Source organism: Phycisphaeraceae bacterium (assembly GCA_020851465.1).
Taxonomy (GTDB): domain Bacteria; phylum Planctomycetota; class Phycisphaerae; order Phycisphaerales; family Phycisphaeraceae; genus JADZCR01.
Genome location: JADZCR010000017.1, coordinates 87,971 through 114,458 on the forward strand (window position 1 = coordinate 87,971; position 26,488 = coordinate 114,458).

The window sequence follows — 26,488 nt, forward strand, 5'->3', positions numbered from 1 at the left end:
GATTCCAAGCCGCAGGATTTTGCTCTTAGAGCAGTTTCGAGGCCCCGGAACCGCCCGGAAAGCTTTAAGATCACCACCCTCACTAACTTTAACAGGAGCGGATTTCGTCCATGAAAACCAGCAACGCACGCCAGGAGGCCATCGCGGCCGTCACGAACTACAAGCCTCACTCGACCCCGCTGAATTTCCTCCAGACTCCCGCGAAGGAAATTTTCGGGTCAAACGTCTTCAACGATGCGGTGATGCAGGATCGCCTGCCCAAGCACGTTTACAAGTCGCTCCAGAACACGATCAAGAAGGGCGAGAAGATGGATGCGTCCATCGCCGACATCGTCGCCGCCGCGATGCGTGACTGGGCGATCGAGAAGGGCGCGACACACTATGCTCACGTGTTCTATCCGCTGACGGGGATCACCGCGGAAAAACACGACAGCTTTCTGGCCCCGGACGGCAAGGGCGGCGCGTTGACAGAGTTCAGCGGCAGTCAGCTCATCCAGGGTGAGCCGGATGCGTCGAGTTTCCCTTCAGGCGGTATCCGCGCGACGTTTGAAGCGCGTGGATATACAGCCTGGGATGTCACCAGCCCGGCTTACATTCTCGAAAACCCCAACGGCACGACGCTGTGCATCCCAACCGCATTCGTTTCATGGACCGGCGAAGCTCTCGACAAGAAAACACCCGTGCTGCGGTCCATGCAGGCACTTTCCAAGCAGGCTACGCGGCTGCTGAAGATTTTCGGCCACAGTGATCCGGGCTACATCTACGCCACCGCCGGTCCTGAGCAGGAATATTTCCTGATCGACCGTAACTTTTTCTTTGCCCGGCCGGATCTGATGATCTGCGGCAGAACACTTTTCGGCGCCCCGCCGCCCAAGGGCCAGGAGTTTGAGGATCAATACTTCGGCGTGATCCCTGAGCGTGTGCTGGCGTGCATGCTGGAAGTCGAGCGCGAGCTTTACAAGCTCGGCGTGCCGGTCAAGACTCGTCACAACGAGGTCGCGCCCTCACAGTACGAAATCGCTCCGCTTTATGAGAACGCCAACGTCGCCACCGATCATCAGCAGCTTGTGATGATCACGCTCAAACGTGTCGCCGAAAAGTACGGTCTGGCCTGTCTGCTGCACGAAAAGCCCTTCGCTGGCATCAACGGATCAGGCAAGCATCTCAACTGGTCGCTGGGCGGGCCTAATGTCGGCAATCTCCTCGACCCAGGGGACACGCCGCACCAGAACATGCAGTTTCTGGTCTTTTGCGCAGCCGTTATCCGGGCTGTGCACAAGTTCCCCGGCCTGCTTCGCGTTGCCGTTGCTTCTGCGGGCAACGATCATCGCCTCGGTGCCAACGAAGCACCGCCTGCGATCATCTCCGTCTTTTTGGGTGACATGCTTACCGATCTGTTCACGCAGCTTGAGAAAGGTAAGCTCAAGGGATCGAAGAAGAAGGGCGAATTGACCGTCGGCGTCGACACGCTGCCGCCGCTGCCCAAGGACGCGGGCGACCGTAACCGGACCAGTCCGTTTGCCTTTACTGGCAATAAGTTCGAGTTCCGCGCGGTGGCGAGCAATCAATCGATCGCCGGCCCGCTGGTCGTGCTCAACACGATCGTCGCCGAGTCGCTGGATTACATTGCGACGAGCCTGGAAAAAGCCACCAAAGGCGATCCGAAAAAGCTCGCCGATGCTGTGCAGGACTTGCTCCAGCAACTCGCCAAGGATCACAAGGCGATTATTTTCAATGGCAACGGCTACTCGGAAGAGTGGCACCGTGAAGCGGAAAAGCGCGGCCTGCCCAACTTCAAGAACACGGTTGACGCCTTGCCGCACCTGATGGATAAGGAAAACGTCGAAGTGCTCGCTAAGTACGGCGTCCTTACCGAACGGGAGACGCACAGCCGCTGTGAGATTTATCTTGAGCGATATGTCAAAGATGTGAATACCGAAAGCAGAGTTTGCCTGACCATCGCCAAGACGTTCATTCTTCCTGCGGCGTATCGCTATCAGGGTGAGTTGGCGCAGACTGCCGCAGCCATGAAACAGGCTGGCCACCCCGGCGATACCAGCGGCCTGGGTCAAATCACCAAACTGGTCGAGGGTCTCGAAGGTGCCGTCAAGACGCTGGAGAAAAACATCGGTCATCACCCCAATGGCAGCCTGACTGAACACGCACGCCACCTGCGGGATCACGTCATCCCGGCCATGCTCGAGGCACGCAAGTTCAGCGACTTGCTCGAATCAGTTATCGCCGACGACCTCTGGCCGCTGCCCACTTACCGCGAAATGCTGTTCATCCGGTAAGCGGAGATCGGCGGCAGCATCAAATCCGGAGATCATCCCCAAGCCCAGGCATCAACATGCCTGGGTTTTTTTAATTGAACGAAGTGTCAAGAAGTTCGAGGTCAGCGCTTTTGAATGGGTACGAAATCGCGCAGAGCTTTACCGACATAAATCTGTCGAGGACGATAGATTTTGCCCTTGGTGTCCCGCACTTCCTTCCACTGCGCGATCCATCCAGGCATGCGACCAACGGCAAACATGGCAGTGAACATCGCAACGGGAATACCCATTGCCCGCATGATGATGCCCGAATAAAAATCGACGTTGGGGTAGAGCTTGCGGGAGACGAAGTAGTCGTCCGCCAGAGCTGCGCTTTCCAACTGCTTGGCCAGGTCGAGGAGCGGATCATTGACGCCGAGTCGGGCGAGCACCCGGTCGGCAGCGGCTTTGAGGATACGGGCGCGGGGATCATAGTTGCGGTAAATCGGGTGCCCGAAACCAAACAGGCGGTATTTCTTGGCCTTGACGCCTTCGAGGAAGTCCTTCGCGTTGACGCCGCTGGCCTTGATCTCCTGAAGTTGCTCCATGATCTCGACGTTTGCACCGCCATGAAGCGGACCCCACAGCGCACAAATGCCCGCCGCACAGCTCGTGAATAAGTTCGCGTGGCTTGAACCGACCATGCGAACCGTCGAAGCGGAACAATTCTGTTCGTGGTCAGCGTGGAGCAGGAAAATCAGGTCGAGCGCAGCCGCAGTCTCTGCCCGATGTTCCCCCGCGCCGAACATCATGTTGAGGAAATCAGCCGTGTACGTTTCACCGGGACTGGAAGAGGCAGGTGCCTGGCCGTTCCGGTGACGAAGCACTGCGGCTGTGATTGTTTTGATCTGGCCGATGAGTTTCATGGCCGTCGAGTCGAAGTGCTTGCCGTAGTCCACGTCAAGAGCTTCGGGATGCTGCCCGCACAGACCATTGACGCAAGCGGAGATCATCGCCATGGGGTTGGCGTCGCGCGGGAACCCCTTGAGGATGTTCAGGAGTTCCGGGCTGACTGCCGATCCGTTCGCAACGCCACGGGTGAATGCGTCGAGCTGTGCGCGACTGGGCAGTTCGCCATAGATGAGTGTCCAGGCTGTTTCGAGAAAGCTCGAATGCTGCGCGAATTGTTCGATCGGTATTCCGCGGTAGCGGAGGATGCCTTTTTCGGGATCGATAAAGGTGATGGCCGACTGACACGAACCTGTGTTGCGGTATCCGTCGTCGAGAGTGATGTAGCCGGACTGGGAACGCAGCGAGCTGATGTCGATGGCGTGTTCGTGTTCCGTACCCGTGATGACGGGCATTTCCACAGACTTACCCTTAATCAGAATGTTGGCCGTATCCGTCATGGCTTTCTCGGTAGGCGTTGCACTACTGGTGAGGCGAGCGTTCATCTCCGTAGTTTAGGGGCAAATCAGGCGCGCTGCCAGTCACCGACGAGGCTTATTTTTAGCGGATTTAGCGTGATCGGCGCATGAGGCGGGAGTGCTTAAACGCTCCTGCCTTGATGTCACCCGCAAGGATGTTGCCCCGGAGCCGATGCCCTTCCTGATCCAAAACATGAGGAGCGAGCGCATCGATTGCCATTGATTCAAATGAAGAAGGCAGGAGTCGTGATGGACTCCTGCCTTCTGCTAGCGGATCAAGTTGTCAGAGGTGAGTACTTACTTGGCGTTCTTGCTCACCCAAGTGGTTTTCACCTCGCCGATGGCTGCTTTAAATTTTTCCTCTACGCCGCCCTTGAACGACTGTGACTTTTCCAGCTCTGCACGGATCGCCGCACCCGGCCCTTTGAAGTGCTCGACCAGTGCCTTGGCGAAGGGATTGACCTGATTGACCGGCATGTCGTCGTAGAACCCGCGGCTGCCGGCGAAAATCTGGATGACCTGATCGATCACGTCCATCGGTACGTATTGCGGCTGCTTGAGCAGCTCCACCATGCGGGCACCGCGATCAAGCTGCCGCTGCGTGGCTTTGTCGAGTTCGGTACCCAGCTGGGCGAAGGCTTCAAGCTCGCGGTAGGCCGCCAGGTCGAGTCGCAGCGAGCCGGCGACTTCCTTCATCGCCTTGATCTGTGCGTTACCGCCGACGCGCGACACGCTGATACCGACGTTGATCGCCGGGCGCACGCCGGCGAAGAACAACTCCGGCTCCAGATAAATCTGGCCGTCGGTGATCGAGATGACGTTCGTGGGGATGTACGCCGACACGTCACCTTCCTGTGTCTCGATGACGGGCAGCGCGGTCAGTGAGCCGCCGCCATTCTCGTCGGAGAGCTTGGTGGCGCGTTCGAGCAGACGGCTGTGGAGATAGAACACGTCGCCGGGATACGCCTCACGACCGGGCGGGCGACGGAGCAGCAGGGAAAGCTGGCGGTAGGCGACTGCCTGCTTCGACAGGTCGTCGTAGATGCACAGCACGTGCTTGCCCTTCCACATGAAATATTCGCCCATCGTGCAGCCGGAGTACGGCGCGATGTACTGCATGGGTGCCGAGTCAGCCGAAGACGCGACGACGACCGTGGTGTACGCCATCGCCCCGTGTTGTTTGAGCGTCTCGACGACGCCGGCGACGGTCGATTCCTTTCCGCCGACAGCGACGTAAATGCAATACACCGGCTGGTCGGTTTTGTGGGTGTATGCCTGATTGATGATCGCGTCGATGGCGACGGCGGTCTTGCCGGTCTTACGGTCGCCGATGATCAGCTCACGCTGACCGCGACCGATCGGGATCATCGAGTCGATCGCCTTGACGCCGGTTTGGAGCGGCTGCTTGACCGGCTGCCGGTCGGCGATGCCGGGGGCGATGATGTCCACCTTGCGGCGTTCGTTGGTCTGGATCGGACCTTTGCCGTCGATGGGTTCACCCAGGGCGTTGACCACGCGACCCAGCACCCCCTCGCCGACAGGTACGGAGAGGAGCTGGCCGGTGGAGCGTACCTGCATGCCTTCCTTGATCTTGAGGTAGTCACCGAAGATAACGGCACCAACGACATCGTTTTCGAGGTTGAAGACCTGACCGATGACGGTTTCCGCGGCGCGGCCACCCTCTGCGGGGATCTCAAACTCGAGCATCTCGCCCGCCATCGCCTTCGACAGGCCGTACACGCGGGCGATGCCGTCGCCGACCTCGATGACCTGGCCGATCTGCGAAACTTCCAGCTCCTGCGAGAAGCGCTGGACTTCCTGTTTGATGACACTGGTGATTTCGGATGTTTCGATCTTCATGAGAGACTCCGGAGGGCCCGTGATTGAAAGCCCAAGGTTATTCGTTTGAGACTGGTAGTACCCGCCTCGTTAAACTCTGCCCGCCATTTCGCGTGCCTTTGTGCGGCCCGCTTCGATCAGTTTTTCCTTGATGAGACGAATCTGCGTCGCCACCGAGCCGTCAATAAGCTCATCACCGACGCGAATTTTCACCCCGCCAACCATGTCCGGCTGAAGCGTCTGTCGCAGGCGAACCTTGCGGCCGGTCAGCTCGCCGACGCGCTGTGTGATGCGGTTGGAAGATTCGTTATCGAGCGGCTGTGCGACATAGGCTGACACTTCGAGGATGCCGTGTTTCTGATCGACGAAGTGACGGAATGCCTGCGCGATACCGGGAAACTCATCGAACCGGTTTTTTCTCACCAGCACGCGGAGGAAGCGGAAAACCAGATCGCTGACTTTCCCCTGAAACGCCTTGACCAGAACTTCGTCGCGTTGTTCGAGGCTCAGTGTTCGGCTCGCCAGCAGTTGCGTGACCTGCGGCTCTTTCTGTACCAGGTCATAAATCTGGGCGATCTCATCGGCCACCGGCTCGACCTGCGCGGCTTCCTCGGCCAGCTCCAGCAGAGCACGGGCATAGACCGCTTCGACCATATGAAAGAGATCACTTGATTGCTCAGCCATACATAGCTCCGATTGCCGATGGTCGTTGTGAAGACACGAACTGCCGCGGGATCGCTTGATCCCGACCGGCAACGGTCATTCAGTTGAGGTCCTCTTTCTTGAGAGTCGCCAGTGATTCCTGCACGAGCCGCTGCTGATCCGCGGGGTTGATTTCACGGCGGAGAATCTTGCCTGCGATGTCCGATCCGAGCGTTGCCGCCTGTGAGAAGATGTCAGCCAGCGCTTGCTCCTTGGCGAAGATGATCTCGGCGGTGGCGCGTTTCTTCATGGCGTCGATCTCAGCCTGAGTTTCTGACTGGATGCGGGCCGCGACCTTTTCCGCTTCGCGCCGGCCGTTCTCCATGATTTCAGCCGACTGCTGCTTCGCTTCGGCGAGCTGACGCTGGTAGTCGGCGAGCGTGGTGGCTGCCTTTTTCGAAGCGGACTCGGCGCTGTGAAGGTCGGTCCTGATTTTGTTCTCACGGTCCTGCAGACCCTTGAGGATCGGTGCCCAGGCGTACTTGCGCAGCAGCACGAGCAGGATGACGAATACGAGCACCGCCGCTGCCGACTGATAGATCGTGCCAGCGAAGGGTGAAGCGGGTGCTTCCGCGCCGCCGTGTGACGCTTCTGTTGCAAAAGCGACGGCGGCTTGCGCCAGGACCAGCAGGGAGGCGAGGCAGAGTTTCGAGCCGGGTTTTGAGCCGAGTTTCATGCGTAATCCTTCATCGCGGTTGTGGCCGGTGCTCGCGCGTCCGATGGTCGGGCGCGGGAGCACACGGCCGGAGCCGTGTGCGAGAGACGGTCGGGTGAGACAGTTTCAGATGCCGGCGATGCGAGATCGCGTGTCGCCGGGTCTGTAGTCAGCATCCCGTTTTTCCAAACTCAGGCGGCGGACTTGAGGGCGATCAGCAGCGTTACGACGACACCGAAGAGCGTAAAGCCTTCGATGAGGGCCGCTGACAGAAGCATGGAGGTAAAGATCTGTCCGCCGGCTTCGGGCTGACGAGCGATGGCTTCGACTGCCGAAGCGCCGATGTTGCCGATGCCGCGTGCCGCACCAATGACGATCAGGCCGGTGCCCAGTGCCGCACCGAGCCACGCCGTCGCCAGACCACCGGGGAACACCCACCAGCCTGCGCTGGCGGTCGCCGCCGCGTGCTCCTGTGCCATCGCCGGTACCGCGCACATGAGCACGGCCAGCGCCGCAAATACGAATGCCTTCTTCATAACCAGACTCCTGACATTGATGCGGCGAGATCGCATCGGTTGTTACCCCTTCCCTCGCGGGCACGGCCGGGCGTCTCACTCGCCGGGCAGGGGCGGATAAACAGTTCGTTGATCGTCGAGCATCGTTTGAGCGAGAGGGCAGTCTCTCGTTCAAGTCGATGACCGGCCAACCGGTCATTCACGCATGAGGCGCTCCGTGAGCCGGATGGTTGGGACGATCGAATCCTACGGTGTCATCGTGAGGCCCCGTATGCGGCAGGCCGTCGCCGTTGCCGTGTTCCTCGCCATGCTCGTGATGATGCACGACGAGTTGACCAAGGAAGAGACACGTAAGGAACGTAAAGAGATACGCCTGGATGAACGCCACCAGGATCTCCAGCAGGTTGATGACCGCGCTACCCAGCAGGGGGATCACCGCCAGGCCGTAACCCACGCCGCCCAGCGCCTGAATGAGCGAGACGACGAAGGACAGCAGGACCGCGATGATGATGTGACCGCCGGTCATGTTGGCGAAAAGCCGCAGAGCCAGAGCAAAGGGCTTGACGAACATGCCCAGGATTTCGACGGGGATCATGATCGGCCACATCAGGACCGGAGCACCGGCAGTCAGGTGCTTGAAGTAGGCGATCGGATCCTTGACCAGTGCGACGAAGTTGTAGAAAAGGAAGGCGATGACAGCCAGTGCGCCGGTGACCCAGATCGACTGCGTCGCCGTACCGCCGATGCCGTGTCCGTGGTGGCCGATCTCCGCTCCCATCAGATGGCCGATGCCGGCCGTGGCGTCGAGGATCGGGACCAGGCCGAGGATGTTGTTAATCAGGATGAACCAGAAAAACGTCCAGAGCATCGGAACGAAACGATCCGTCTGCTCGTGGAGTACGGGGCGAAAGACCTGATCGCGGAGATAGAGGCAGATCGTTTCGACAAGGTTCGACCAGAGTCCCTGTGTGCGGTAGTCGTCGATGGTGCGATGCCCATGCTGACCGCCGGTGGCGATTTTGCGGGCTGCGGGAATGACTACCAGTGCAGTGACGATACCCGAGAGCACCAGCATGACGGTCACGTTGCTGATCACCCAGCCATGACCGAGGCCCCAGTCACCCTCGATGATGGGCTTGTCAATGACGTGATCGACGGGATTGGCAGCGAGCATCGGAACCAGAGAATCCATCACGCGAGGCATCCTTGTTTCATGGAGCCGACACCAGCCGGCCGGCTCCTGCATTCAGTTCAATGCGTCAGTGCGATCCATGCGGCAGCGCACCGCCGGGTACGTCGCCGTTCTCATTTCCTAAAAAATCCTTCTTCCACAGGTACAGGCCGACCAGTGCCGCTTCGACGAACAACAGCGGCAGGTACATTGCCGCCAGCGTCACCATGACTGGGCCAACAGGGAGCAGTGCCGCTTTCACCAGCACAACACCCATGATCAGGCAGATCACGACACGGGCGGCACCGCCGAGGAAGTAGCCGTACACCGTGGGCATCACGCCCAGTGGTCCGAGCATTCCGACAGGCAGAATGCTGAGGATGAGGGAAAACCATGCGATGACCGCCATCAGCATTACGCCGCGCTGTGCGCCGTCCGGATGATTGAAAGCAGCGGGAACCGCCCATAAACAAATGAGACCGACCACCGCCGCCACGAGTGTCAGGAGGCCGATGGCCTGAAGGAGGGGGAATGCGGGTTGGCGTGGTCGGGAGTTCACGATGAGTCGCGGGTGGTTACGAGGTGTCGGTAAGGGTCGCGAGAGATTACTTGAAGTATCGTTTTCCTTGGCGATACACGTTGTAAAGGCCGCCGACGATGCCGATGAACGCTCCGGTCAGCATCAGCCATGGCGTCAGGTCGTACCGACGGTCGAGCCACCATCCCAGCAGGGTCAGTATCGCGACGATTCCACCCAGCTCAAGCCCGGTACCCACGAGGGACAACGGATTGGCCCGATAGTTGGAATCCGACCTGCGACCACCAGGCGCCTTGAAGGGCGGCTCGGCCATGACTTCCGATCATTATTAAAATTTAAGCGACACCAGCGAGGGCATAAAGTCGGACGTTAACCGCCCTTATGGACTCACCGCGAACGCCCCCGAACGCCGTACAGCGTCGGGCCGCAAAATGTAATGGAACCGCGCGCAGGCGTCAAACATCAGAAAACAGGAATGGGGCCTGTTGGCAAGTCAGGATCGGTGTCCAGATCACTTAAAAATCCGCGAGCGAACTCCATCATCAGCGCAGCCCACAATCGGGGTCATCATTTATGACATGCCGGTTTATTGGAACATGCTCTGGATCAGTCTGCCTGCCGCATCCACAACCAGGTCCAATGCCTCTGGCTGGAACTTGGCCCAGTAGCTCGTGTCAACCTCGTGCCCGCCGTGTGGTATAGCCTCGCGAGTCGGCAGATAGCCGACATATTGCGTAGTCATGTGTGCGGTGATGGTCAGTTTGGCGGGGCTGGCCATCTTCACCCGGAGGCCGCCGATGGCGAACGGCTCGCCGGGCATGCCGACGATCACCGCATCACCGAGTCGCAGCACCTGAACCTCGTACTCAAACCGAGGTGACCTTTGATGCAGCAGATGCACACTATAGGTGCTGGCTGCACGCATCCATTCTCCGCTTACGCCGCGACCATTGGCGGCCAGTACCGGGGTAGGTTGTTCACGGAGTATTTTCTCCGCAGCAGCGAGCTTTTCAGCCTCAACCGGGCGAACGGGCAAGTGAATCCGCTGCACCTTCCAGTCCAGAACATCCGGGTCGTGAAAACTCATTGACTCGATCACGCGACGAGACATTTTGCACAGTTCACGACCCATGGAGAGATGGTCGAACGTAAAGTCCGGTTGATAGAAAGGCCAGGGATGTACATCTCCGCAGCAGCCGTTGAGCACGGTCGCCATACCACCGAATGATGCCATACCGCCGAGCCGTTCGACCTCATCACAGGTCGCACCGCACCAGTCTGCTGAAATCACCGGACGAGGGAAAAGCCAAACCGGGTGGCAGGTGTAATGGATGAGCACGGACCGGAGCTTCATATCGTTGCTCCGCGCAGCGAGGACGCCGACCTCGGGGTCCATGGGGCCTTCGGCATATTTGACGTGAGTAGGCCCCAGCGGACCGCCCGAACCATACCAGGGCATGACTGCGCAGCCATCTTTAGTGATTCCACGCCGGTTAAACGCCAGCCGACCCTCGTAGCCGCTGCCGATGCCCAACTTCACCGGATGGAGCGAGGTATTCGCCTGACGCAGTGCGTTTACCGCTCCGCGAACCGCTATCTGGTCAAAGGTCGGGTCATTGCCTCGAATAAAGTCGAACTCCGCGGGGAACGGCATAAAGGCGTCATCAAGCATGAATTGTCCCAATCCCGGCGCGGTATGCGTCTGCGTGGCCTGAACCATGACCGCATCGGGGGCGAAGCCCATTTCAGCTGCTGCTGCACGGACCGCCTGGGTGATCGGGAGCGTAATGATCGTGGCGTCAAAGACGACGATCGTCAATTTTCGGCCGCCAAGCTCGAAGACGTTAGCTCGAACGTAGAGCGGATCGAGGGCAAATTCAGCGATACGACGAGCACCGATGCCGCCTGCGACCTGGGTACCCGCAGGCGGGGTGATATCAACTCTGGCAGTGCCGACGCGGAGGCTTGTTGAAGGCATGTGGAAATTGTCAGCGGGAGTGGGCCGATTGTCGAGAATCAGGAAACGGCATGGATTGCTGCCTGAAGCCCGATGTGGAAAGCGGGATTGGCCGTATCCTCGGCGCGGCTGATAACTTGCGGCGTGTCAATGCTACTTGCGGCGATTTGTCCCGATGCTTATGCTGCCCACTTCTGGAACCCTCGGTTTTCCCCTTGGTGGCGTCGCGTGATCCATCAGAACCGTAGTCAATCAAGCACGGCAGTCGAACGGCCATAAGCCGCCGACATTCATGACTCAGGGAGGCTCTCCTTTGCTCCACCGTAAATCCTTCATCGTCATGGCGCTCTCAGCATCGCTGCTTTCCAGCGTCGCACCTTCGATGGTGCGAGCAGACGAGCCGGCAGCGGAACAATCAGCGGAGCAGCTTTACGAAGAGGGCATGCAGAAGTTCGCCAGCGGTGACTACGCAGCAGCCGAGGCGATCTTCAACCGAGTGGATCCGGTCCAGCTTCCTTCTCAGGACCGAACCCGGATGAAGGAAGTGCTGTCGCAGATGGCGTCCTCCAACGCCGCTGGCACCAGCGCATCGTCTCAGCTTGCACAGGCTGCCGAAGCCCGACAGAACGGCGAGCTTAAGCGGGCCGAGTCGCTGTATGAAGCAGTCCTGAAGAATCCCAACGCCAGCGATGCCGAACGCTCGACCGCTAAATCCGGCTTGGCTGACGCAAAACGCGCACGCAAACCTGAAGTCGCCAAACAGCGGGCGATTGTGGATTCAGCCGCGAACGATATCCAGGAAGGCAAGCTGGATTCCGCCGAAAAGAAACTAACTCGCGTCAAGAAGAGCGGCGTGGACTTGGGCTGGTTCGACAATCAGCGAGTGGACAGCCAGCTGCAGTTGATCGCGGAGCGTCGCGCGGAGATGGGCACCATCGCAGCAGCGGCGGACAGCTCCAGCAGCAGCGGGCCGGTTTATGTCGAGACGACCCACGGCATCTCCGCCCCAGCCCCGCAGGTGAACAAGGAAGCCGAAGCCGCTCCTGTCAAGACCTCAAGCGTTGTGACTGAAACGACCCAGTCACCAGCCGTTGTGTCCGAAACCACGCCTGTCGCCGGCGCCAGCGACGACCTGCTGGCCCAGGCTCGTCATCTTCGGGCGCAGCAGCAGTTGGCGGAAGGACGTCAGGCTGAAGAAGCCGGCCAACTCCGCGCCGCAGCAAGCAGCTATCAATCCGCTCTATCACTCGATCCGAGCAATGAACAGGCTAAGGCAGCACTGGCTGCTGTTCAGGCCAGGACTGGCGGTGCCGCCGATGCACCGCGTGACATCCTCGACACGCAGCTGAGTGCCGAAGCTCTCCGCACCCAGCAGGTAATCGCGGAGGTGCAGGCTCTGATGAACAAGGCGGAGTCATTCCGTCAGGAAGGCAAGTATTCCCAGGCCATCGAAGCAGTCCAACAGGCGAAAGTTTCGCTCGATCGCAATGAGCAGCGTCTGCCCAGTGCCCGTTACCGTGCGATGCGTGAGGAAGCGGTGAACTTCGGTGCCCGCCTCCAGGACGAGCAGCGTCTGGCCGAGGCCAAGCAGAAGCAGGAAACCGAAAAGACCAAAGTCGTCGAGGAGCAGCGCGAGGAAGCGCGCATCCTCAACGAGCGCGAACAGGAAGTGCAACGCCTCATTCGTCGTGCGATGGCCCTCCGAGCCGAGCAGAAATACGACCAGACTATTGAGGTGCTCAATCAGGCGTTGTTCATCGACCCGAATAATGATGCAGTCGATGCCCTCAAGCAGATGGTTGAGGACTCCAGGCTCTACGTCAAGACCAAAGCGGCTCTCCGGAACCGCGAGCTGGCGATCGCCCATCAGAGCACGGAAAACATCGAAGCCACCATTCCCTTCACAGAGCTGATGGTTTACCCGTCGGATTGGCCGCAACTGACGCAGCGTCGTCTTGCCGATCTGGGTGCAACCGGCGGCGAGTCCAAGGTGAATCTCGATGTCATGGCCAAGCTTCACGAGCCTGTTCCTGTGAATTTCACCAATAACAAGCTCGTGAACGTGATCGAATATCTGAAGAACACGACCGGGCTGAATTTCTTCGTCAACTGGAACGCGCTGTCCGAAGCCGGTATCGAGCAGGACATGCCGATCACTCTCGAACTGACGAACGTCGCTGCGGATGAAGCTCTGGCACTGGTCATCAAACTCGTCAGCCGTCCCGACCGTCCGATTAACTACGCCATTCGTGAAGGCGTGGTGAATATCGACACGGTTGAAAACCTGGTTCGTAACCCCGACACTCGTGTTTACGACATCCGTGACCTGCTCCACCGCATTGAACCGATCAAGAGCGTGCCGAGCTTTGACATCGGGAACGCATTCGAGTCCGGCTCCGACCGCGACAACAGCAGCGGCAGCGGTAGCGGCAGCGGCAGTGGCAGCAGTAGTGACAACGGCCTCTTTGGTGATGACAGCAGCAGTTCCAACAGCACCAGCGCGCAAAGCAGTGCTGAAGATCGCCAGAAGCAGATTGATGAGCTGATCGAGCTGATCCAGACCACCGTCGGCAATCCGGAAGACTGGAGCGAGGCCGGCGGCGGAGGCGGCTCCCTCAAGGAACTCAACGGGAACCTCATCATCAAGGCCACCGCGGAACTGCATCAGGGCGTCACCAAGCTCCTCACCCTGCTCCGTGAAACCCGCGCCATGCAGATCGCTGTCGAAGGACGCTTCCTCCTCGTCGATCAGAACTTCCTCGATGAAATCGGTGTTGACCTCGACGTGACAATCACCAATCCGGGCGGAAAGTTCGGTCCGATCTCGATCAATAACGACACGATTGGTCTGGCGCAGCGGCAAAGCTCGTCCATGGGTAACACCTTCCCTGCGACCGGAACGCTGACGACCACTCCCACCATGACGATCCCCGGTACCGGCGGACCGACAGGCACCGGACGGTCATTCGACATCGGCATCAATTATCTGGATGACATTCAGGTCAACCTGATCGTCACCGCGACACAGGCCAACCGCCGGTCGATCACTCTGACCGCGCCGCGTGTCACATTCATCAACGGCAACGACGCCTTCGTCTTCGTTGGTAAAGAACTGACCTATATTGCTGAGCTTGAAGCGATCCCCGGCACCACAGCCCTTCAGCAGACGCCGGACACCGTTACCAGCGGTATGCTCCTCTACGTCAAGGGCACCATCAGTGCCGACCGCCGTTATGTCACACTGACCGTTCGGCCGCTGCTGCGTAATGTCTCGCGTCTGCGTGCGATCGAACAGACCGTCGTAACGACGCCGACGACCGGCACTGGTACTGGTACCGGCAGCGCGATTCAGACAACGACCGGCACGATCGAGTTGCCTGAACTGGAAACCACCACGGTGGACACCACGGTTAGTGTGCCGGACAAGGGCACCCTGCTGCTGGGCGGTCAGCGGCTTGTGGGTGAAGTGGAGGTCGAAGCAGGCGTTCCCGTGCTCTCGAAGATTCCTCTCCTCAACCGCGTATTCACCAACCGCAGCATGGTCAAAGACGAGCGCACCTTGCTGCTGCTCATCAAGCCCACGATCATCATCCCCAACGAGCAGGAAGAGGATCTGTTCCCCGGCCTGTTGGCGAATCCCGCTGCGTACAACGTGACCAAGCCGTTGGATTGATATGAGAAAAATCTGATCCGAACCCAAAGCGGCGTCGAAAGACGCCGCTTTTTTTGTGCCGATTTCAATGAACCAATACGCCGCTTGTGTTCAAGTTTGTTCGGAGGCGGTCGCCCATACCTGCGTGCAATCTGCTTGAAGCTCCCCAGGTGGATCGTCAGGGTTCTTGGTCATATCTATCGAGGGCTTTACGGGTCGCGGAGACCGCTGCGTTCGAGGATAGCCAGCAGCACGATGACGCCGGCAGACTGGCCTGCGACCACTGCGGCTTTCCAGCCGTCGAGTGATCCGAGGATCACCCCGCCCAGTCCCGTAGCGAGGGTGCAAAGCCAGATGGTGATGACAGCCGCACGTTTGCTCAGACCCCGCCGCACGAGTCGGTGGGAGAAATGATTTTGATCGCCCTGAAATGGGCTTTTACCCTGCGCCAGACGGATGAGGGTGACGCTGGTGAAGTCATAAAGCGGGATTGCCAGGACCATCAGGGGCATGAGCACGCCGTACCAGGCTCCCGGCATGTGGGTCGCGTCCGCTGCAAAGTAAGTCGTGCGGATGCTGACGATCGCCAGCAGCAGGCCGACGACGAGCGAGCCGCCGTCACCCATGAAAATCTTCGCCGGCGGAAAATTGAACACGAGAAATCCGACCAGTGCTCCCGCCAGCAGTGCCGCGGTTCCGGCAACAAACCACTGGCCGCCGATCAGCGTGGCCGCCAGATAGAGTGCCGCACAGATGGCGCCGATGCCGGCAGTCAGGCCGTCCATGTTGTCGAGAAAATTAAGAGCGTTGACGATGACGACAATCCACAACACGGACAGCACGACGCTGACCAGCTCGCCCGGCATTCCGTAGCGGCGGCCAAGAAATTCGAGTATTCGCAACTGACAGAACAGCACGAGTCCCAGAGCGATCAGCAGTTGCACGATGAGCTTGGAATAAGGCCCCAGACGTTTACGATCGTCGATGAGTCCGAGCACGTGAACTGCCAGCAGTGCTGCAAGCACACCAACGGCCATCGGAGTCTGGCTGCGAAGTCCCTCGATGTGCGGTGCGACCGCAGCCATCGGACCCGTCCATGTGTTTTGCGGCACCAGCCAGATCGCCGCCATCAGCAGGGCGATGGGAATAGTGATAGCTGAAAAAATCGCGATGCCGCCGGTGTTGGGAGTCGGCCGGGCGTGATTTTTACGGCCTCCCGTCAAGTCGGGCGCATCAACGAGTCCGCGGCGATGGCTCAGGCCGATCAACACCCACGTGAGCGGGGCACTCAGCAGAAATGCTGCTACCGCGAGCATGAGACAGAGAACGATCATGGGTGCCGGGTTTCTCCCGTGCGTCGAATCATGCGCCGAAGTGTCCTACAAACCCAGCACGTCCGCCATGCGATACCGTCCGGGTTTCCGATCCGGGGCAGCCAGCCACTTGGCGGCCCGCAGTGCGCCGCGTGCAAACACATCACGGGTTGTAGCCACGTGTGTCAGCTCCAGTCTCTCGCCCAACGTGGCAAAGCTCGCGGTGTGTTCGCCGACGACATCACCCATGCGCAGGGCGTGCATGCCGATCTGTCCGCGCTGTCGCATCACCTCATCCCCGTGTCGGCCATGCACGACATCTTTTGTGATGCTTTTGCCGGTCGCATCGCAGATAGCCTGTGCGATCCCCAATGCGGTGCCGGAAGGGGCGTCCTTTTTGAAGCGGTGGTGAGCTTCGGTGATCTCGATGTCGTAATCATCGCCCAGCCGTTTGGCGACCTGGGCTGCAAGCGCGAATAGCAGATTGACGCCCAGACTCATGTTTGGTGCCTGGAGGACGGCGATTTTTCCAGCGGCATCATCGATGAGTTTTTGGTCAGCTTCAGCCAGGCCGGTGGTTCCGATCACCAGGGCGGAACCGGTCTTGACGCACGTTTCGATGGCGGCGCGCGTACCCGCGGGAACGGTGAAATCAATTACCGCGTCCACTTTCCCTGACAGCGAAGGTGTCACGGGAACGTCCAGCTTCTTAATCCCCGCCAGCAGACCGGCATCCTGGCCTACTTCGGTTCGGTCCAGCGCCCCGACGACCCGAAGATCGGAATCCTCAGCCGCCAGTGCGACCAGACGCCGACCCATTCGGCCCGCGGCTCCGTTGATAGCAATGGAAATCATGGGTAATCCTGCTCGATCAATTTGCTGTTGCGCAACCGCGAATCGTGGTTTTACGCGTTTTTCTCGTAGTACTCGTGTGTCGGGCGACCGGCAAGGATCTGTTCTTTGCCCCAGTTGGCGACATTGCGGAACTGCTCCGAGCGGATGAAAGCATCAAAGGCCGCCCGGTCGCTCCAGTCCGACACGATGAGATAGCGTTGAGCATCAAAGGCATCGCGGTACAGGTTACTCCGAGAGTGGCCGGGCATTTTGCTCATGGCCCCGACGACAGCCCGAAAGACATCCTCGAAGGTTTTTTCTTTGCCGGGAATAATCTGGTAATTCATGCCGACGGTAACCATGACTGCGGTTTCCTTAACAATCGCGCCCGAAGATTACGTCACACCAGACGGCCGGGCAAACATCCACAACGAGAGCCGCACTGACGCGGGTCTGCTTCGGATACCGTCCGGTAACGTCTTGGCCTTGATCCTACGCTAGAATTACGCGACAATCACGGGCTACGGAGCAATCATCAACTGTCTCTTCCGGCGGCCTGAAAATCGAGCATGGCCTTTAACTTCTTTAAGAAAAGCAAAGACGAAACTCCCTCCCCAGCCGGCGGGAGTGCCGCAAGCGCAAAATCGTCAGCCGGTTCCGCGCCGGCAGGCGGAGCCGAGGAAGGCGGCGGCTTCAAGCGCGACGAGCGCAAGGCTGAAAAATGGTTCCATCATGCGCAGGCCGTGGCCGACCATGACTTCGCGATCGAGTGTTACATCCACGGCTTAGAGCACGACCCCGACAACATGAAGTCGCACGAGGCCGCTTACGATGTGGCCCGTAAACGTAAACTCAGCGGCGGTAAGTCCGCAGGGCTAGGTGAAAAATTCGGCGGCGGCAAAGGCCCCGTTCACAAGTTTCTCCACGCGGAGAAAATCTGGCTCAAAGACCCCGACAACATCGGACAGATGATTGCGACCATGAGCCGTGCTGTCGAGGCTGACGAGGCCGAACAGGATCTGCAACTCGGTGAGTTTGCCTATTGGATCGGCTCGCTCATCATCCAGCCGCGTGCCAAGCATTTATCCGTATCGCAACTGATCGAAGTGCGTGAACTCTTCGCGCGAGTCAACGCTTTCGATAAAGCAGCTGAAACCTGCAAAATGATCCTCGCGCAGGATCCCGCCAACAGCCAGCATCTCCAGCGTCTGAAGGACCTCGAAGCGGAACGAACGATCCGTGACGGCAACTACGGCGGAGGCAAGGAAGGCGACTTCCGTGAAAACATCAAGGACTCGGAAAAGCAACGCCAGCTTGAGCAGGATGACGCAATCGGCAAGACCGAATCGGTCATCGAGGAGACGATCACCCGACGTCGTGCTGAGCTTGAGGAAGCACCCGACGATCTCGACCGTGCCCGAAAGCTGGTCGATGCGCTGCTGCTGAAAGAATCGGATTCCACGGACGACGAGGCGATCAAGCTTCTGCACGATATCTGGGGCAAGTCGGGTCAATACCAGCACAAAGCCCGCATCGGCGATGTGAAGATCCGCCAGTACAACCGTCAGCTTCGGGTTCTCAAACCGATCGCTGAGGCTTCCGCGCCCAACTCCGAAGATCGCAAGGCTTTCATGGAGTTAGCGAATAAGAAGCTCCATTTCGAACTGACCGAGTTCACTGAGCGGTCACAGAACTACCCGACCGACATGGGTGTGCGTTATGAGTTAGGCCGCCGTCTTTTTGCCATGAAGCGATTCGACGAGGCGATCAGCGCGTTTCAGCAGGCCAAGGTGGACCCGAAATGGCGTGCTGCGTCGAATGAATACCTCGGCCAGTGCTACATTCATCAAGGCTGGCTCGACGAAGCGATCCAGACTTTTGACGAGGGCCTCAAAGCCAACCCCGACGATAAGCGAAAACTCGAATTGCTCTATCACCGGATGGATGCGTTGGAGCGTTCCGCAATCAAGAATCACAATCTCGAACACGCACGAGAAGCGCAGAAGAGCGGTTCGCAGATCATGCAGACCAACATCGGGTACAAGGACATCCGGGCACGCATGGAAAAAATCCGCAAAATCGTGGAAGACCTGTCCAAGCCTGCGACGTGATTGATTTCGCTCCGCAGCCTCCCGCGAGAATCGGCGGGTCGTCATACCAGCAAACCAAACGGTTATGTCCAAAGCCCTCGCTGTCATCCCCGCGCGGTTCGGCTCCACCCGCTTCCCCGGCAAACCGCTGGCGTCAGAGACGGGTAAGCCGCTCATTCAGCACGTCGTCGAGCAGGCGCGTCAGGCAAAGCGGGTCAGCCGGGTGATCGTCGCCACGGATGACCCACGGATTTTTGACGCTGTGCGTCGCTTCGGCGGAGAGGCGGCGATGACCCGTGCTGACCATCCCAACGGCACGAGCCGTATCGCCGAGGTCGTCCGCGCGATCCCGCCGGCGGAGTCCGCCATCGTCGTCAATGTGCAGGGCGACGAGCCGGAGATCGAGCCGGAATTGATTGATCGGCTCATTGATGGTCTCGCGGCGGATGCGGGCGCGCCGATGGCGACACTCGCCAGCCCGTTTGCTCCCGATGAGGATCCGAGTAATCCAAACATCGTGAAACTGGTGCTCGATCAGCGCGGCCGGGCGATGTATTTTTCACGATCTCTGATTCCGTTTGATCGTGATCGTCGCGGCAATCCGGGAAGTCGTCCGCTGAAGCATCCGGGCATGTACGCCTATCGCCGCGAGTTTTTGCTTCAATACGTCACTCTCCCGCCGACACCGCTGGAGCAGGCCGAGCAGCTTGAGCAGCTCCGCGCGTTGGAGCACGGCCATGCGATCGCGGTGATTCATGCCGAGGCACGTCACCACGGCATCGATACGCCCGAACAGTACGCGGCATTCGTGCAGCGTCACCGCATGCGCACCTGATCGAGCATTCACGGACAACAGTTCATTTCACGTGGCAGTGATGCTCTACGGCTGATGTTGATTTGAATGTGACAGGTTACTTTCAACGGTACGCGCTGGCGGCCTCTTCAACCTTAGCCCAGGATTCATCCACGGCGGCCTGAAGTTTTTCGCGTGGCGGCAGAGAGGGATGCTTGGGTGCCAGACGCCAGAGTCGGAAAAATCGCTCGTCAAATTCACCGAAACTCTCGTAGAGTTTCCGGCTTTTTTCCGCAGCTTCAAGGGTCGGAGGCTTGACCGAGATCGCCAGAGCTTGCCGTACCCGGCGCATCCGTAGCGGCGGCAGGGGGGACCAGCCCACGGACTCAAGCATCTTCGGCGTCACGCCCACGCCGCGCAGCACCAGACTGGCGATCACGACATGCGCGACCTCGCTGGGCATACCGGCGCGGGTGAGTTCTTCACCTTCGGCTTGTCGGGCATCGACATAAACCTGCCGCAGATGACTCAGCAGCTCGATGTAACTCGATTTCGTCCGGCCCGCGACGCGGAAGGCTGCCTTGGATAGTTCAGCCAGTGCCAGGTTGTCATCGCTCCATCGCTGCGCGGAGTCACGCGAACGTTCGACGGCAGGGGGGCTGAGAATGATGATCTGACGCACCGTGGTGCTGGCGCGGATGCGACCGATGAGTTTTTCGAGGTTTGTTTCAAAGCTCTGCGTAATCGCCGCGATATCGCCGCCGACCTTGATGTCATTAGAGCCGAGACAGATGAAGACCACGGTCGGTTTGGCCAGCCCCATGAGGTCGTCGATCCATTCCAGCGCGCTGCCGGAGGTCGCGCCCTCGTAGCCGCCGTTGATGAACCGGATGTCCTGTCCGGGTCGCAGCGCCAGGACCGCGGTTCCGATGCCGCGCGTGTAGAACATCTGCTGCGTCAGCTCGTCGCCGACGAACAGGACACGGTCGTTTTTCTGAAAAACCTGATCAAAGTTAAGCGTCTCCGGCAAGGGTTCCGTTGACGGCTGTTCCGCAAGTACGAACGGAGCCAGCACGAGTACCATCAGCAGGGTAAGAGCATGTTTCATGATTGAAGTCCACAGAGGCCGGTCGCCGCCTGATCTGACGGGCGAGTGATCGGAGTCTTTACTTTCAATCGGCCATCCGCGACCTGTCAGCGACAATTATCTGTCCCTAGCCCCTTCCACCATCAGCCGCTTCATCTCCGCCACCGCGGACCGCAAACCTGTAAAAATCGCCCGGCTGATGATCGAGTGGCCGATGTGCAGTTCTCGAATACCCGACAGGGCCGCGATAGGTTTGACGTTCACGTAATTCAGTGCGTGTCCAGCGTTGAATCGCATACCTGCGGCGATGATCCGCCGACCCGCGTCGGCGACTTTCGTCAGTTCAGCCGCCACTGCTGGATGGTCGAGGTTTCCGCCGTGCTCATGGAAAGCGTGTGCGTATGGCCCCGTGTGGATTTCGCACACGGAAAAGCCCGCTTTTCCGGCGGCTTCGACCTGAGAAGGCAAGGCGTCGATAAACGCACTGGTAATGATGCCCGCTCCGTTGAGACGCCGCACGACTTCGGTCAGCCGCGCCAACTGGCCGGCAACATCCAGCCCGCCTTCAGTCGTCACTTCCTGTCTGCCCTCGGGTACGAGCATGGCGAGACTGGGACGGATGCGACAGGCGATGTTGACCATCTCATCGGTTGCGCCCATTTCCAGATTGAGCTTTACGTGACACATCGCCTTGACGCGCTCAACATCATGGTCCTGGATATGACGGCGATCTTCACGCAGGTGCATGGTGATGCCGTCGGCCCCGCCGAGCTGTGCCTCCGCGGCCGCCCATACGGGATCCGGTTCATAGGTCCGCCGCGCCTGGCGTACCGTGGCGACGTGGTCGATGTTGACTCCAAGTTCGATCATGATGAAAAAGAGAATAACAAGGTGCTGTGGTTGTGTTTATCTTCGGAAGTTTCAGCTTCCTCCGAAAGTGCTGCTCAATCCTAGCTCGACGGAGTGCAAGGGGAAATCCGCTGCGTCACGCGATGCCGGTTTGTCCCGTATCATCCTTGCGTCATGCAAACACTCTCATTGACTCAAGGCCCGGTCGTGTTTGAAGGTGCTGTCTCGCTCGAAGTCACCCCCACCTCGGTGAAACCCTGGCGGCTGCGCTTCGAGGAGATCGACCTGTTCGAGTCTGCACTCTTGCCGCGTGCGGAAAGTCCATCAGGCGTGCGCATGACGTTCATGAGTGACACGGATCGTGTGGTCGTCGAGGCTGAAGCTATTGAACACTGGGAGCAGCAATGGAAGTGGGATCTGCTCGTAGATGGAGAGCTTCACTCCCGCGTTGTGCAGTCGTGCCGACAGGGTCGGGTGGAGTTTGCCCCGCTCTCGACTGGGAAGGGCGTGAGCCGAGGGAAGCTCCGGCGGATCGAAATCTACATGCCGTCCCAGTACCTGCCGGTGCGTGTCCGCAGTGTGGAGATTGATAAAGGTGCGACAGTTGAATCCTGGAAGGATGTCCGTCCGCGCTGGGTGGTGTACGGCAGCTCGATCACACATGCGAAGGAAGCCGCCGGCCCCAGCGAGACCTGGCCGGCGATTGTCGCCCGTGAGCTTGATCTGCATCTGACGAATCTCGGTTACGGCGGGCAGGAGCATCTCGAACCGATGGTCGCCGAGATGATTCGTGACCTGCCGGCGGACCTGATCAGTGTGTGCGTCGGCGGTAATGCATGGTATCCGCCGACACTCAACGAACGGACGTTTCGCGCCGCGGTGATCGGCCTGGTGAGGACGATTCGGCAGAAGCACCCGCGCACCCCGCTGGTGGTCTGCTCGTTCATCTCCACGCTTCATGACGGACAAGCTAATTCGCAGGGTAAACGCCCCGAGGATTACCGTGCATATACCCGTGAAGGAGTGGAAGTGCTTCAACGATACGGCGATGCCTCTCTTTTTTACGTGGATGGCAGAGAGATTTATGGTCCGAGTCTGCGGCATCTGGCGGCTGACGGCGTGCATCCCGGCGAGGAAGGCCAGCATGTGTTGGCGCGGAATTACATCCAGCTCGTGATGCCGCGGTTGATCCCGCCGGCGACGGCGCGTGTCTGATTTCTGCTGCTACTATTTCCCTATGTTCACTCGAATATCGCGGATCGTTCTGGTCCTGATCCTGTCGGCGTGTTCCTCCGGGCACACGTCTGCTGAGGCACAGCAGGCAAAAACCGGGGGTGAGGCATCCAAACCTGTATTCCCTGCGCCGCCACGCACTGCGACCTCCACCGCCGAGTGGGAAGCGACCAAAAAATCCGACAACTTCGCCGCCCGACGAGCTGCCGCCATCGCCGCCGCCCAGCCGCTGGTGGATAAACCCGTACCGCTGCCGGACGGATACGGCGAGTGGATTTTTTACTATGCGAATATGGAGACCGGCACACCGCTGGTCTATGTCTCGCCGACTGAGCATAAAGACCCTGTCACCGGCAAAATCTTCAGCGATGAACGCACCATCGCCGCTTATCGCTGCAAACTGCACTACGACTCCGAGCGGGCCGCACTGGCACTGGGCTGGGCGTATCAATACACAGGCGACGATCAATACGTCGCGGGGGTCAAGCGCATCCTCCTCAAATACGCCGATGACTATCACACGTACCCCGGTCGTCTCGATCGCTGGGGGCACAAGGGCATTTTGGCCCCTCTGGGCGGCCGGCGATATGTGCAGAGTCTTGACGAGGCGGTCGGCGCGATCAGTCTTGCGCAGGCTTACGACCTGACGCGCAATTCACCAGCCTGGAACGTCGCGGAGAAGCAACACGTTGAGGAAGATTTTTTCCGCGCCACCGCTGACTCGCTGCTGCGCTTTAACCAGGGCATCAACAACCACCAGACCTGGTACAACGCCGGCCTGATCGCCATTGCCTCGGTATTGCAGGATGCCGACCTCGTCGAGCGTGTGCTGACCATGAATGGCGGCGTCTATTTCCAACTGGAGAAAAGCATCGGCAACGACGGCATGTGGTACGAAGGCTCCATGGCCTATCACAACTACGCACTGCAACCCATGGTGCAGATCGCTGACATGACCCGACGCCTCGGCTTGGATATCTACCGTAATCCCAAGCTCAAGTCGATGATCCTTGGTCCGCTCCACGCGACCTATCCCGATGGAACTTTTCCGGTCATCAACGACTCTGACCCGAACAACATCGCCATGCTCGACTGGGCGTTTGAGTGGGGATGGCATACTTATCACGAAATGGAATTCGCCCAGGCGTGGGCACGCGGTGACAACGCCAAACTCAAAAAACTGGTTGGTGCCGACGTGCAGGCGGTCTGGCCTCCTCATTACGGCAGCGAAGCCCTTGCAGATGCCGGCCTGGCAATGCTCCGACAAGGTGAGGGGAAGGACGCCAGTTGCGTCGTCATGGATTATGGTCCTCACGGCGGCGGACACGAGGGCGGCCACGGACATTACGACAAGCTGAGCATCACCCTGTTTACCAACGGCCGCGAGTGGTTGCTCGATCCCGGTCGGCTCGACTATTCGCATCCCGAATACAAGACCTGGGTCAAGAAAACCGCTGCGCATAACACGGTGACGCTCGGAGGCGTCAGCCAGGAAGCGACGACCGGCAAACTGCTCTGGCTCAAAAACGGCGAAGGTTGGACCGCCTGTGCCGCCCAGAGCGACGAGGCATATCCCGGCTCCATGCTGCGCCGGTACCTGATGCTGACGCCGGAGTTTTTTGTGGATGTGTTTGAGGTCGAGGCCGATCGTCAGACGCAGATCGACTTGTTCGCCCATGCGACAGCCGACGATCTTGTGCCGAGCCAGTCGCCTGCGAAGGCTGAGCCTGCGACGCTGGGCACGGATGACGGGTATCAGCACTTGAAGGAAACCCAGCGCATCACACGCGCGGAAAACGACAACCCGTGGCGGTTCGTGCGCGGCAAGGATTCGCTGCCGTTTTATTTCGTCAGTCTGCCCGGCGAGCAGGTTTTCACGACGCGGGGGATCGGCTATTACGTCCACCAGAAAACCCCGACGCTGGTGCGGCGGGTCAATGGGAAGTCAGCACGGTTTGTGACGGTGTACGCGCTACGGGGCACGGAGTCGATTGAGTCGATCACGCCGGTGATCGGAGACAAGGGTGAAACCCGCGTCACGGTGATCGAACGGGTCAACGATCAGCGTCGGACCTGGCAGATTGATCTTGGGCCGACCAAGGTTGAAGTGACGCAGCCGAAGTGATCCGCGACAGCCATTGCGGATTTCGCACCCGGAAGCGGTTCCCGCTACCTTATTCGCCGTCTTTCCAAACATCCCCCACGAGGTTTTATCATGGCCAAAGGAATCGGTGCCGCACGACTGCGAAGTTTTCGGAACGAGTACAAGGCGATTGAGAAGATTCTCTCCTCGACGCCGACGGTGAAGAAAGATCTGGCGGTGCCGACCGCGGAGTTCAAGGCTCGGCAGAAGCGCGTGGCCGGCGCGCTGAAGAAGGCGGGGTATGATGTCGGCTTTGTCTTTTCCGATGAGCATTACAACGGCGACGTGCCGTATCTGGGCGGCAATACCAACATTTCCATCGAGCAGATCGCGGGCGTGATCGGCGCGACGGGGTTCCACATCACAGCAGGGCTTGAAGGCGGCTACATCGCTGAGCAGCTCGCCTTCCGCGCGGGTGCGAAGGTGCATAAGGTCGAGTTGCTTCAGTTGGCGGACGAGAAATATCCGATCCGCGCGGTGCGGATGGAGGAAGTCATCGAGGCTGCGGCAGGTAAGCCGCTCTCTCAGGTGAAGAAGATCGCGCTGCTGACGCCGCGACAGGTTGTTCCCGCGGGTGTGGTGGATTATCTGAACCGCCTGTTCGGCGCGAAAAATGTCGTCGATGCCCAGCTCATTTATCAGAAGATCAAAAACCTCAAGAGCGACCGCGAGATGGAGCTGATCCGTGACGCCAACGTCATCGCCGACGCGATGATGCGTGCCCTGCTGGCAGTGCTCCGACCGGGAATGCTGGAAACCGAAGTCGCCGGCTGGGCTTATCTCGTGGGGATGGAATTAGGCGGCGAGGAGAATGGCTTCGATGTCATGGTTGGTGCCAACGAGGCCAATCGCACGCTCATCGGCAAGGCGCTCAATCGTCGGATCAATGAAGGCGACTGGGTTCACCTGGGCTGTGCGCCCAAGCGTGACGGACTGACAAGCTGCATCCGGCGCAGCGTGGTGGCGGGCAAGCCGACGAAAGATCAGCGGTATTGGTTTGATTTCGTCAATGAGGCGTATCAGGTCGGTTACGACGCCTACGTGGATATTGTCAAGCACAACAAGCCCGCCAAGCATCAGGAGCAGGCACTGGTCAACTACTTCCGTGCGCATACCAGTGAGGTCAATCAGCGCTTTGGTCTGAAGCTCGATGATCTGTCGAAGCTCAAGCCCTACACCGGTACGCATAACTCCGGCTACACGGAGTGCCAGGAGTTCTACGGCGCGATCACGCTGGAGAGCGAGGAGCCGTTGGCCAAACAGGTGGTGACGATGCTTGACGTGGCGATCCGAGGAATCGGCGACCATTGGCACGCCAAAATCCTGCCCGTGGATTTCGTCGTGGTGGAGAATACGCTGGGCAAGTTTGACCGAAAGGTCGTGCAGTTCAACAAGGTTCCCAACGACTGCCAACCGCTGGTGGGTAAGGGGATTTGAC

General features: G+C 59.3%; 21 protein-coding genes. 7 read left to right on the plus strand and 14 right to left on the minus strand.

What is annotated here, in order from left to right; translation table 11 throughout:
• The first annotated feature begins 110 nt into the window (after positions 1–110).
• Entirely contained in the window at positions 111–2,294 is a 2,184-nt protein-coding gene (locus tag IT444_13075; GenBank protein ID MCC7193701.1) for a glutamine synthetase III, read from the plus strand.
• Positions 2,295–2,395: 101 nt separating this feature from the next.
• Here IT444_13075 and IT444_13080 read toward each other — a convergent pair whose 3' ends face one another.
• The 9 genes from IT444_13080 to IT444_13120 all read right to left on the minus strand — a co-directional run bounded on the left by IT444_13080 (position 2,396) and on the right by IT444_13120 (position 11,077).
• Positions 2,396–3,661 (minus strand): citrate synthase, encoded by a 1,266-nt coding sequence (locus IT444_13080; GenBank protein MCC7193702.1) that lies wholly within the window; start codon positions 3,659–3,661, stop codon positions 2,396–2,398.
• 315 nt (positions 3,662–3,976) lie between these two features.
• Positions 3,977–5,539, minus strand: a complete 1,563-nt coding sequence (locus IT444_13085; protein MCC7193703.1) for a F0F1 ATP synthase subunit alpha — start codon at positions 5,537–5,539, stop codon at positions 3,977–3,979.
• A 69-nt stretch (positions 5,540–5,608) separates the two neighbouring features.
• Positions 5,609–6,202, minus strand: a complete 594-nt coding sequence (gene atpH / locus IT444_13090) for an ATP synthase F1 subunit delta (GenBank protein MCC7193704.1) — start codon at positions 6,200–6,202, stop codon at positions 5,609–5,611.
• 79 nt (positions 6,203–6,281) lie between these two features.
• Positions 6,282–6,896 (minus strand): F0F1 ATP synthase subunit B, encoded by a 615-nt coding sequence (gene atpF, locus IT444_13095; GenBank protein MCC7193705.1) that lies wholly within the window; start codon positions 6,894–6,896, stop codon positions 6,282–6,284.
• A gap of 170 nt (positions 6,897–7,066) precedes the next feature.
• On the minus strand, positions 7,067–7,354 hold the full coding sequence (locus tag IT444_13100) for an ATP synthase F0 subunit C (protein ID MCC7193706.1): 288 nt from the start codon (positions 7,352–7,354) through the stop codon (positions 7,067–7,069).
• 235 nt (positions 7,355–7,589) lie between these two features.
• Entirely contained in the window at positions 7,590–8,582 is a 993-nt protein-coding gene (gene atpB / locus IT444_13105) for a F0F1 ATP synthase subunit A (protein MCC7193707.1), read from the minus strand.
• Between the two features lie 67 nt (positions 8,583–8,649).
• Entirely contained in the window at positions 8,650–9,120 is a 471-nt protein-coding gene (locus tag IT444_13110) for a hypothetical protein (protein ID MCC7193708.1), read from the minus strand.
• A 46-nt stretch (positions 9,121–9,166) separates the two neighbouring features.
• Positions 9,167–9,412 carry an AtpZ/AtpI family protein gene (locus tag IT444_13115; GenBank protein MCC7193709.1) on the minus strand — a complete coding sequence of 82 codons (246 nt, stop codon included), beginning with the start codon at positions 9,410–9,412 and terminating at the stop codon, positions 9,167–9,169.
• 273 nt (positions 9,413–9,685) lie between these two features.
• Complete coding sequence (locus IT444_13120) at positions 9,686–11,077, minus strand: hypothetical protein (protein MCC7193710.1); 1,392 nt, start codon at positions 11,075–11,077, stop codon at positions 9,686–9,688.
• Between the two features lie 292 nt (positions 11,078–11,369).
• Here IT444_13120 and IT444_13125 point away from each other — a divergent pair, with 292 nt between their 5' ends.
• A complete protein-coding gene (locus IT444_13125) occupies positions 11,370–14,729 on the plus strand; it encodes a hypothetical protein (GenBank protein ID MCC7193711.1) in 3,360 nt (1,119 codons plus the stop codon).
• 188 nt (positions 14,730–14,917) lie between these two features.
• Here IT444_13125 and IT444_13130 read toward each other — a convergent pair whose 3' ends face one another.
• From IT444_13130 to IT444_13140, 3 genes are read right to left on the minus strand one after another with little or no spacing between them, the layout of a single operon-like run.
• Positions 14,918–16,042 (minus strand): undecaprenyl/decaprenyl-phosphate alpha-N-acetylglucosaminyl 1-phosphate transferase, encoded by a 1,125-nt coding sequence (locus IT444_13130; protein ID MCC7193712.1) that lies wholly within the window; start codon positions 16,040–16,042, stop codon positions 14,918–14,920.
• Between the two features lie 45 nt (positions 16,043–16,087).
• A complete protein-coding gene (locus tag IT444_13135; GenBank protein MCC7193713.1) occupies positions 16,088–16,876 on the minus strand; it encodes a 4-hydroxy-tetrahydrodipicolinate reductase in 789 nt (262 codons plus the stop codon).
• 50 nt (positions 16,877–16,926) lie between these two features.
• Positions 16,927–17,217 (minus strand): antibiotic biosynthesis monooxygenase, encoded by a 291-nt coding sequence (locus IT444_13140; protein MCC7193714.1) that lies wholly within the window; start codon positions 17,215–17,217, stop codon positions 16,927–16,929.
• Between the two features lie 207 nt (positions 17,218–17,424).
• On the opposite strand from IT444_13140, the gene IT444_13145 reads away from it, so the two are divergent.
• Together IT444_13145 and kdsB are read left to right on the plus strand one after the other, a co-directional pair.
• Complete coding sequence (locus tag IT444_13145) at positions 17,425–18,966, plus strand: tetratricopeptide repeat protein (GenBank protein ID MCC7193715.1); 1,542 nt, start codon at positions 17,425–17,427, stop codon at positions 18,964–18,966.
• Positions 18,967–19,030: 64 nt separating this feature from the next.
• Entirely contained in the window at positions 19,031–19,780 is a 750-nt protein-coding gene (kdsB, locus tag IT444_13150; GenBank protein MCC7193716.1) for a 3-deoxy-manno-octulosonate cytidylyltransferase, read from the plus strand.
• 82 nt (positions 19,781–19,862) lie between these two features.
• On the opposite strand, the gene IT444_13155 is transcribed toward kdsB, so the two are convergent.
• Together IT444_13155 and IT444_13160 are read right to left on the minus strand one after the other, a co-directional pair.
• Entirely contained in the window at positions 19,863–20,846 is a 984-nt protein-coding gene (locus IT444_13155; protein ID MCC7193717.1) for a hypothetical protein, read from the minus strand.
• Positions 20,847–20,942: 96 nt separating this feature from the next.
• Positions 20,943–21,695 carry a pyridoxine 5'-phosphate synthase gene (locus IT444_13160; protein MCC7193718.1) on the minus strand — a complete coding sequence of 251 codons (753 nt, stop codon included), beginning with the start codon at positions 21,693–21,695 and terminating at the stop codon, positions 20,943–20,945.
• A gap of 153 nt (positions 21,696–21,848) precedes the next feature.
• On the opposite strand from IT444_13160, the gene IT444_13165 reads away from it, so the two are divergent.
• The 3 genes from IT444_13165 (at position 21,849) to IT444_13175 (ending at position 26,487) form a co-directional block, all read left to right on the plus strand.
• The gene (locus tag IT444_13165; protein MCC7193719.1) at positions 21,849–22,889 is read left to right on the plus strand and encodes a hypothetical protein; all 1,041 of its coding nucleotides are present in this window, start codon (positions 21,849–21,851) and stop codon (positions 22,887–22,889) included.
• A 22-nt stretch (positions 22,890–22,911) separates the two neighbouring features.
• The gene (locus IT444_13170; GenBank protein ID MCC7193720.1) at positions 22,912–25,032 is read left to right on the plus strand and encodes a heparinase II/III family protein; all 2,121 of its coding nucleotides are present in this window, start codon (positions 22,912–22,914) and stop codon (positions 25,030–25,032) included.
• 90 nt (positions 25,033–25,122) lie between these two features.
• A complete protein-coding gene (locus IT444_13175) occupies positions 25,123–26,487 on the plus strand; it encodes an aminopeptidase P family protein (protein ID MCC7193721.1) in 1,365 nt (454 codons plus the stop codon).
• The last annotated feature ends 1 nt before the right edge of the window (position 26,488 follow it).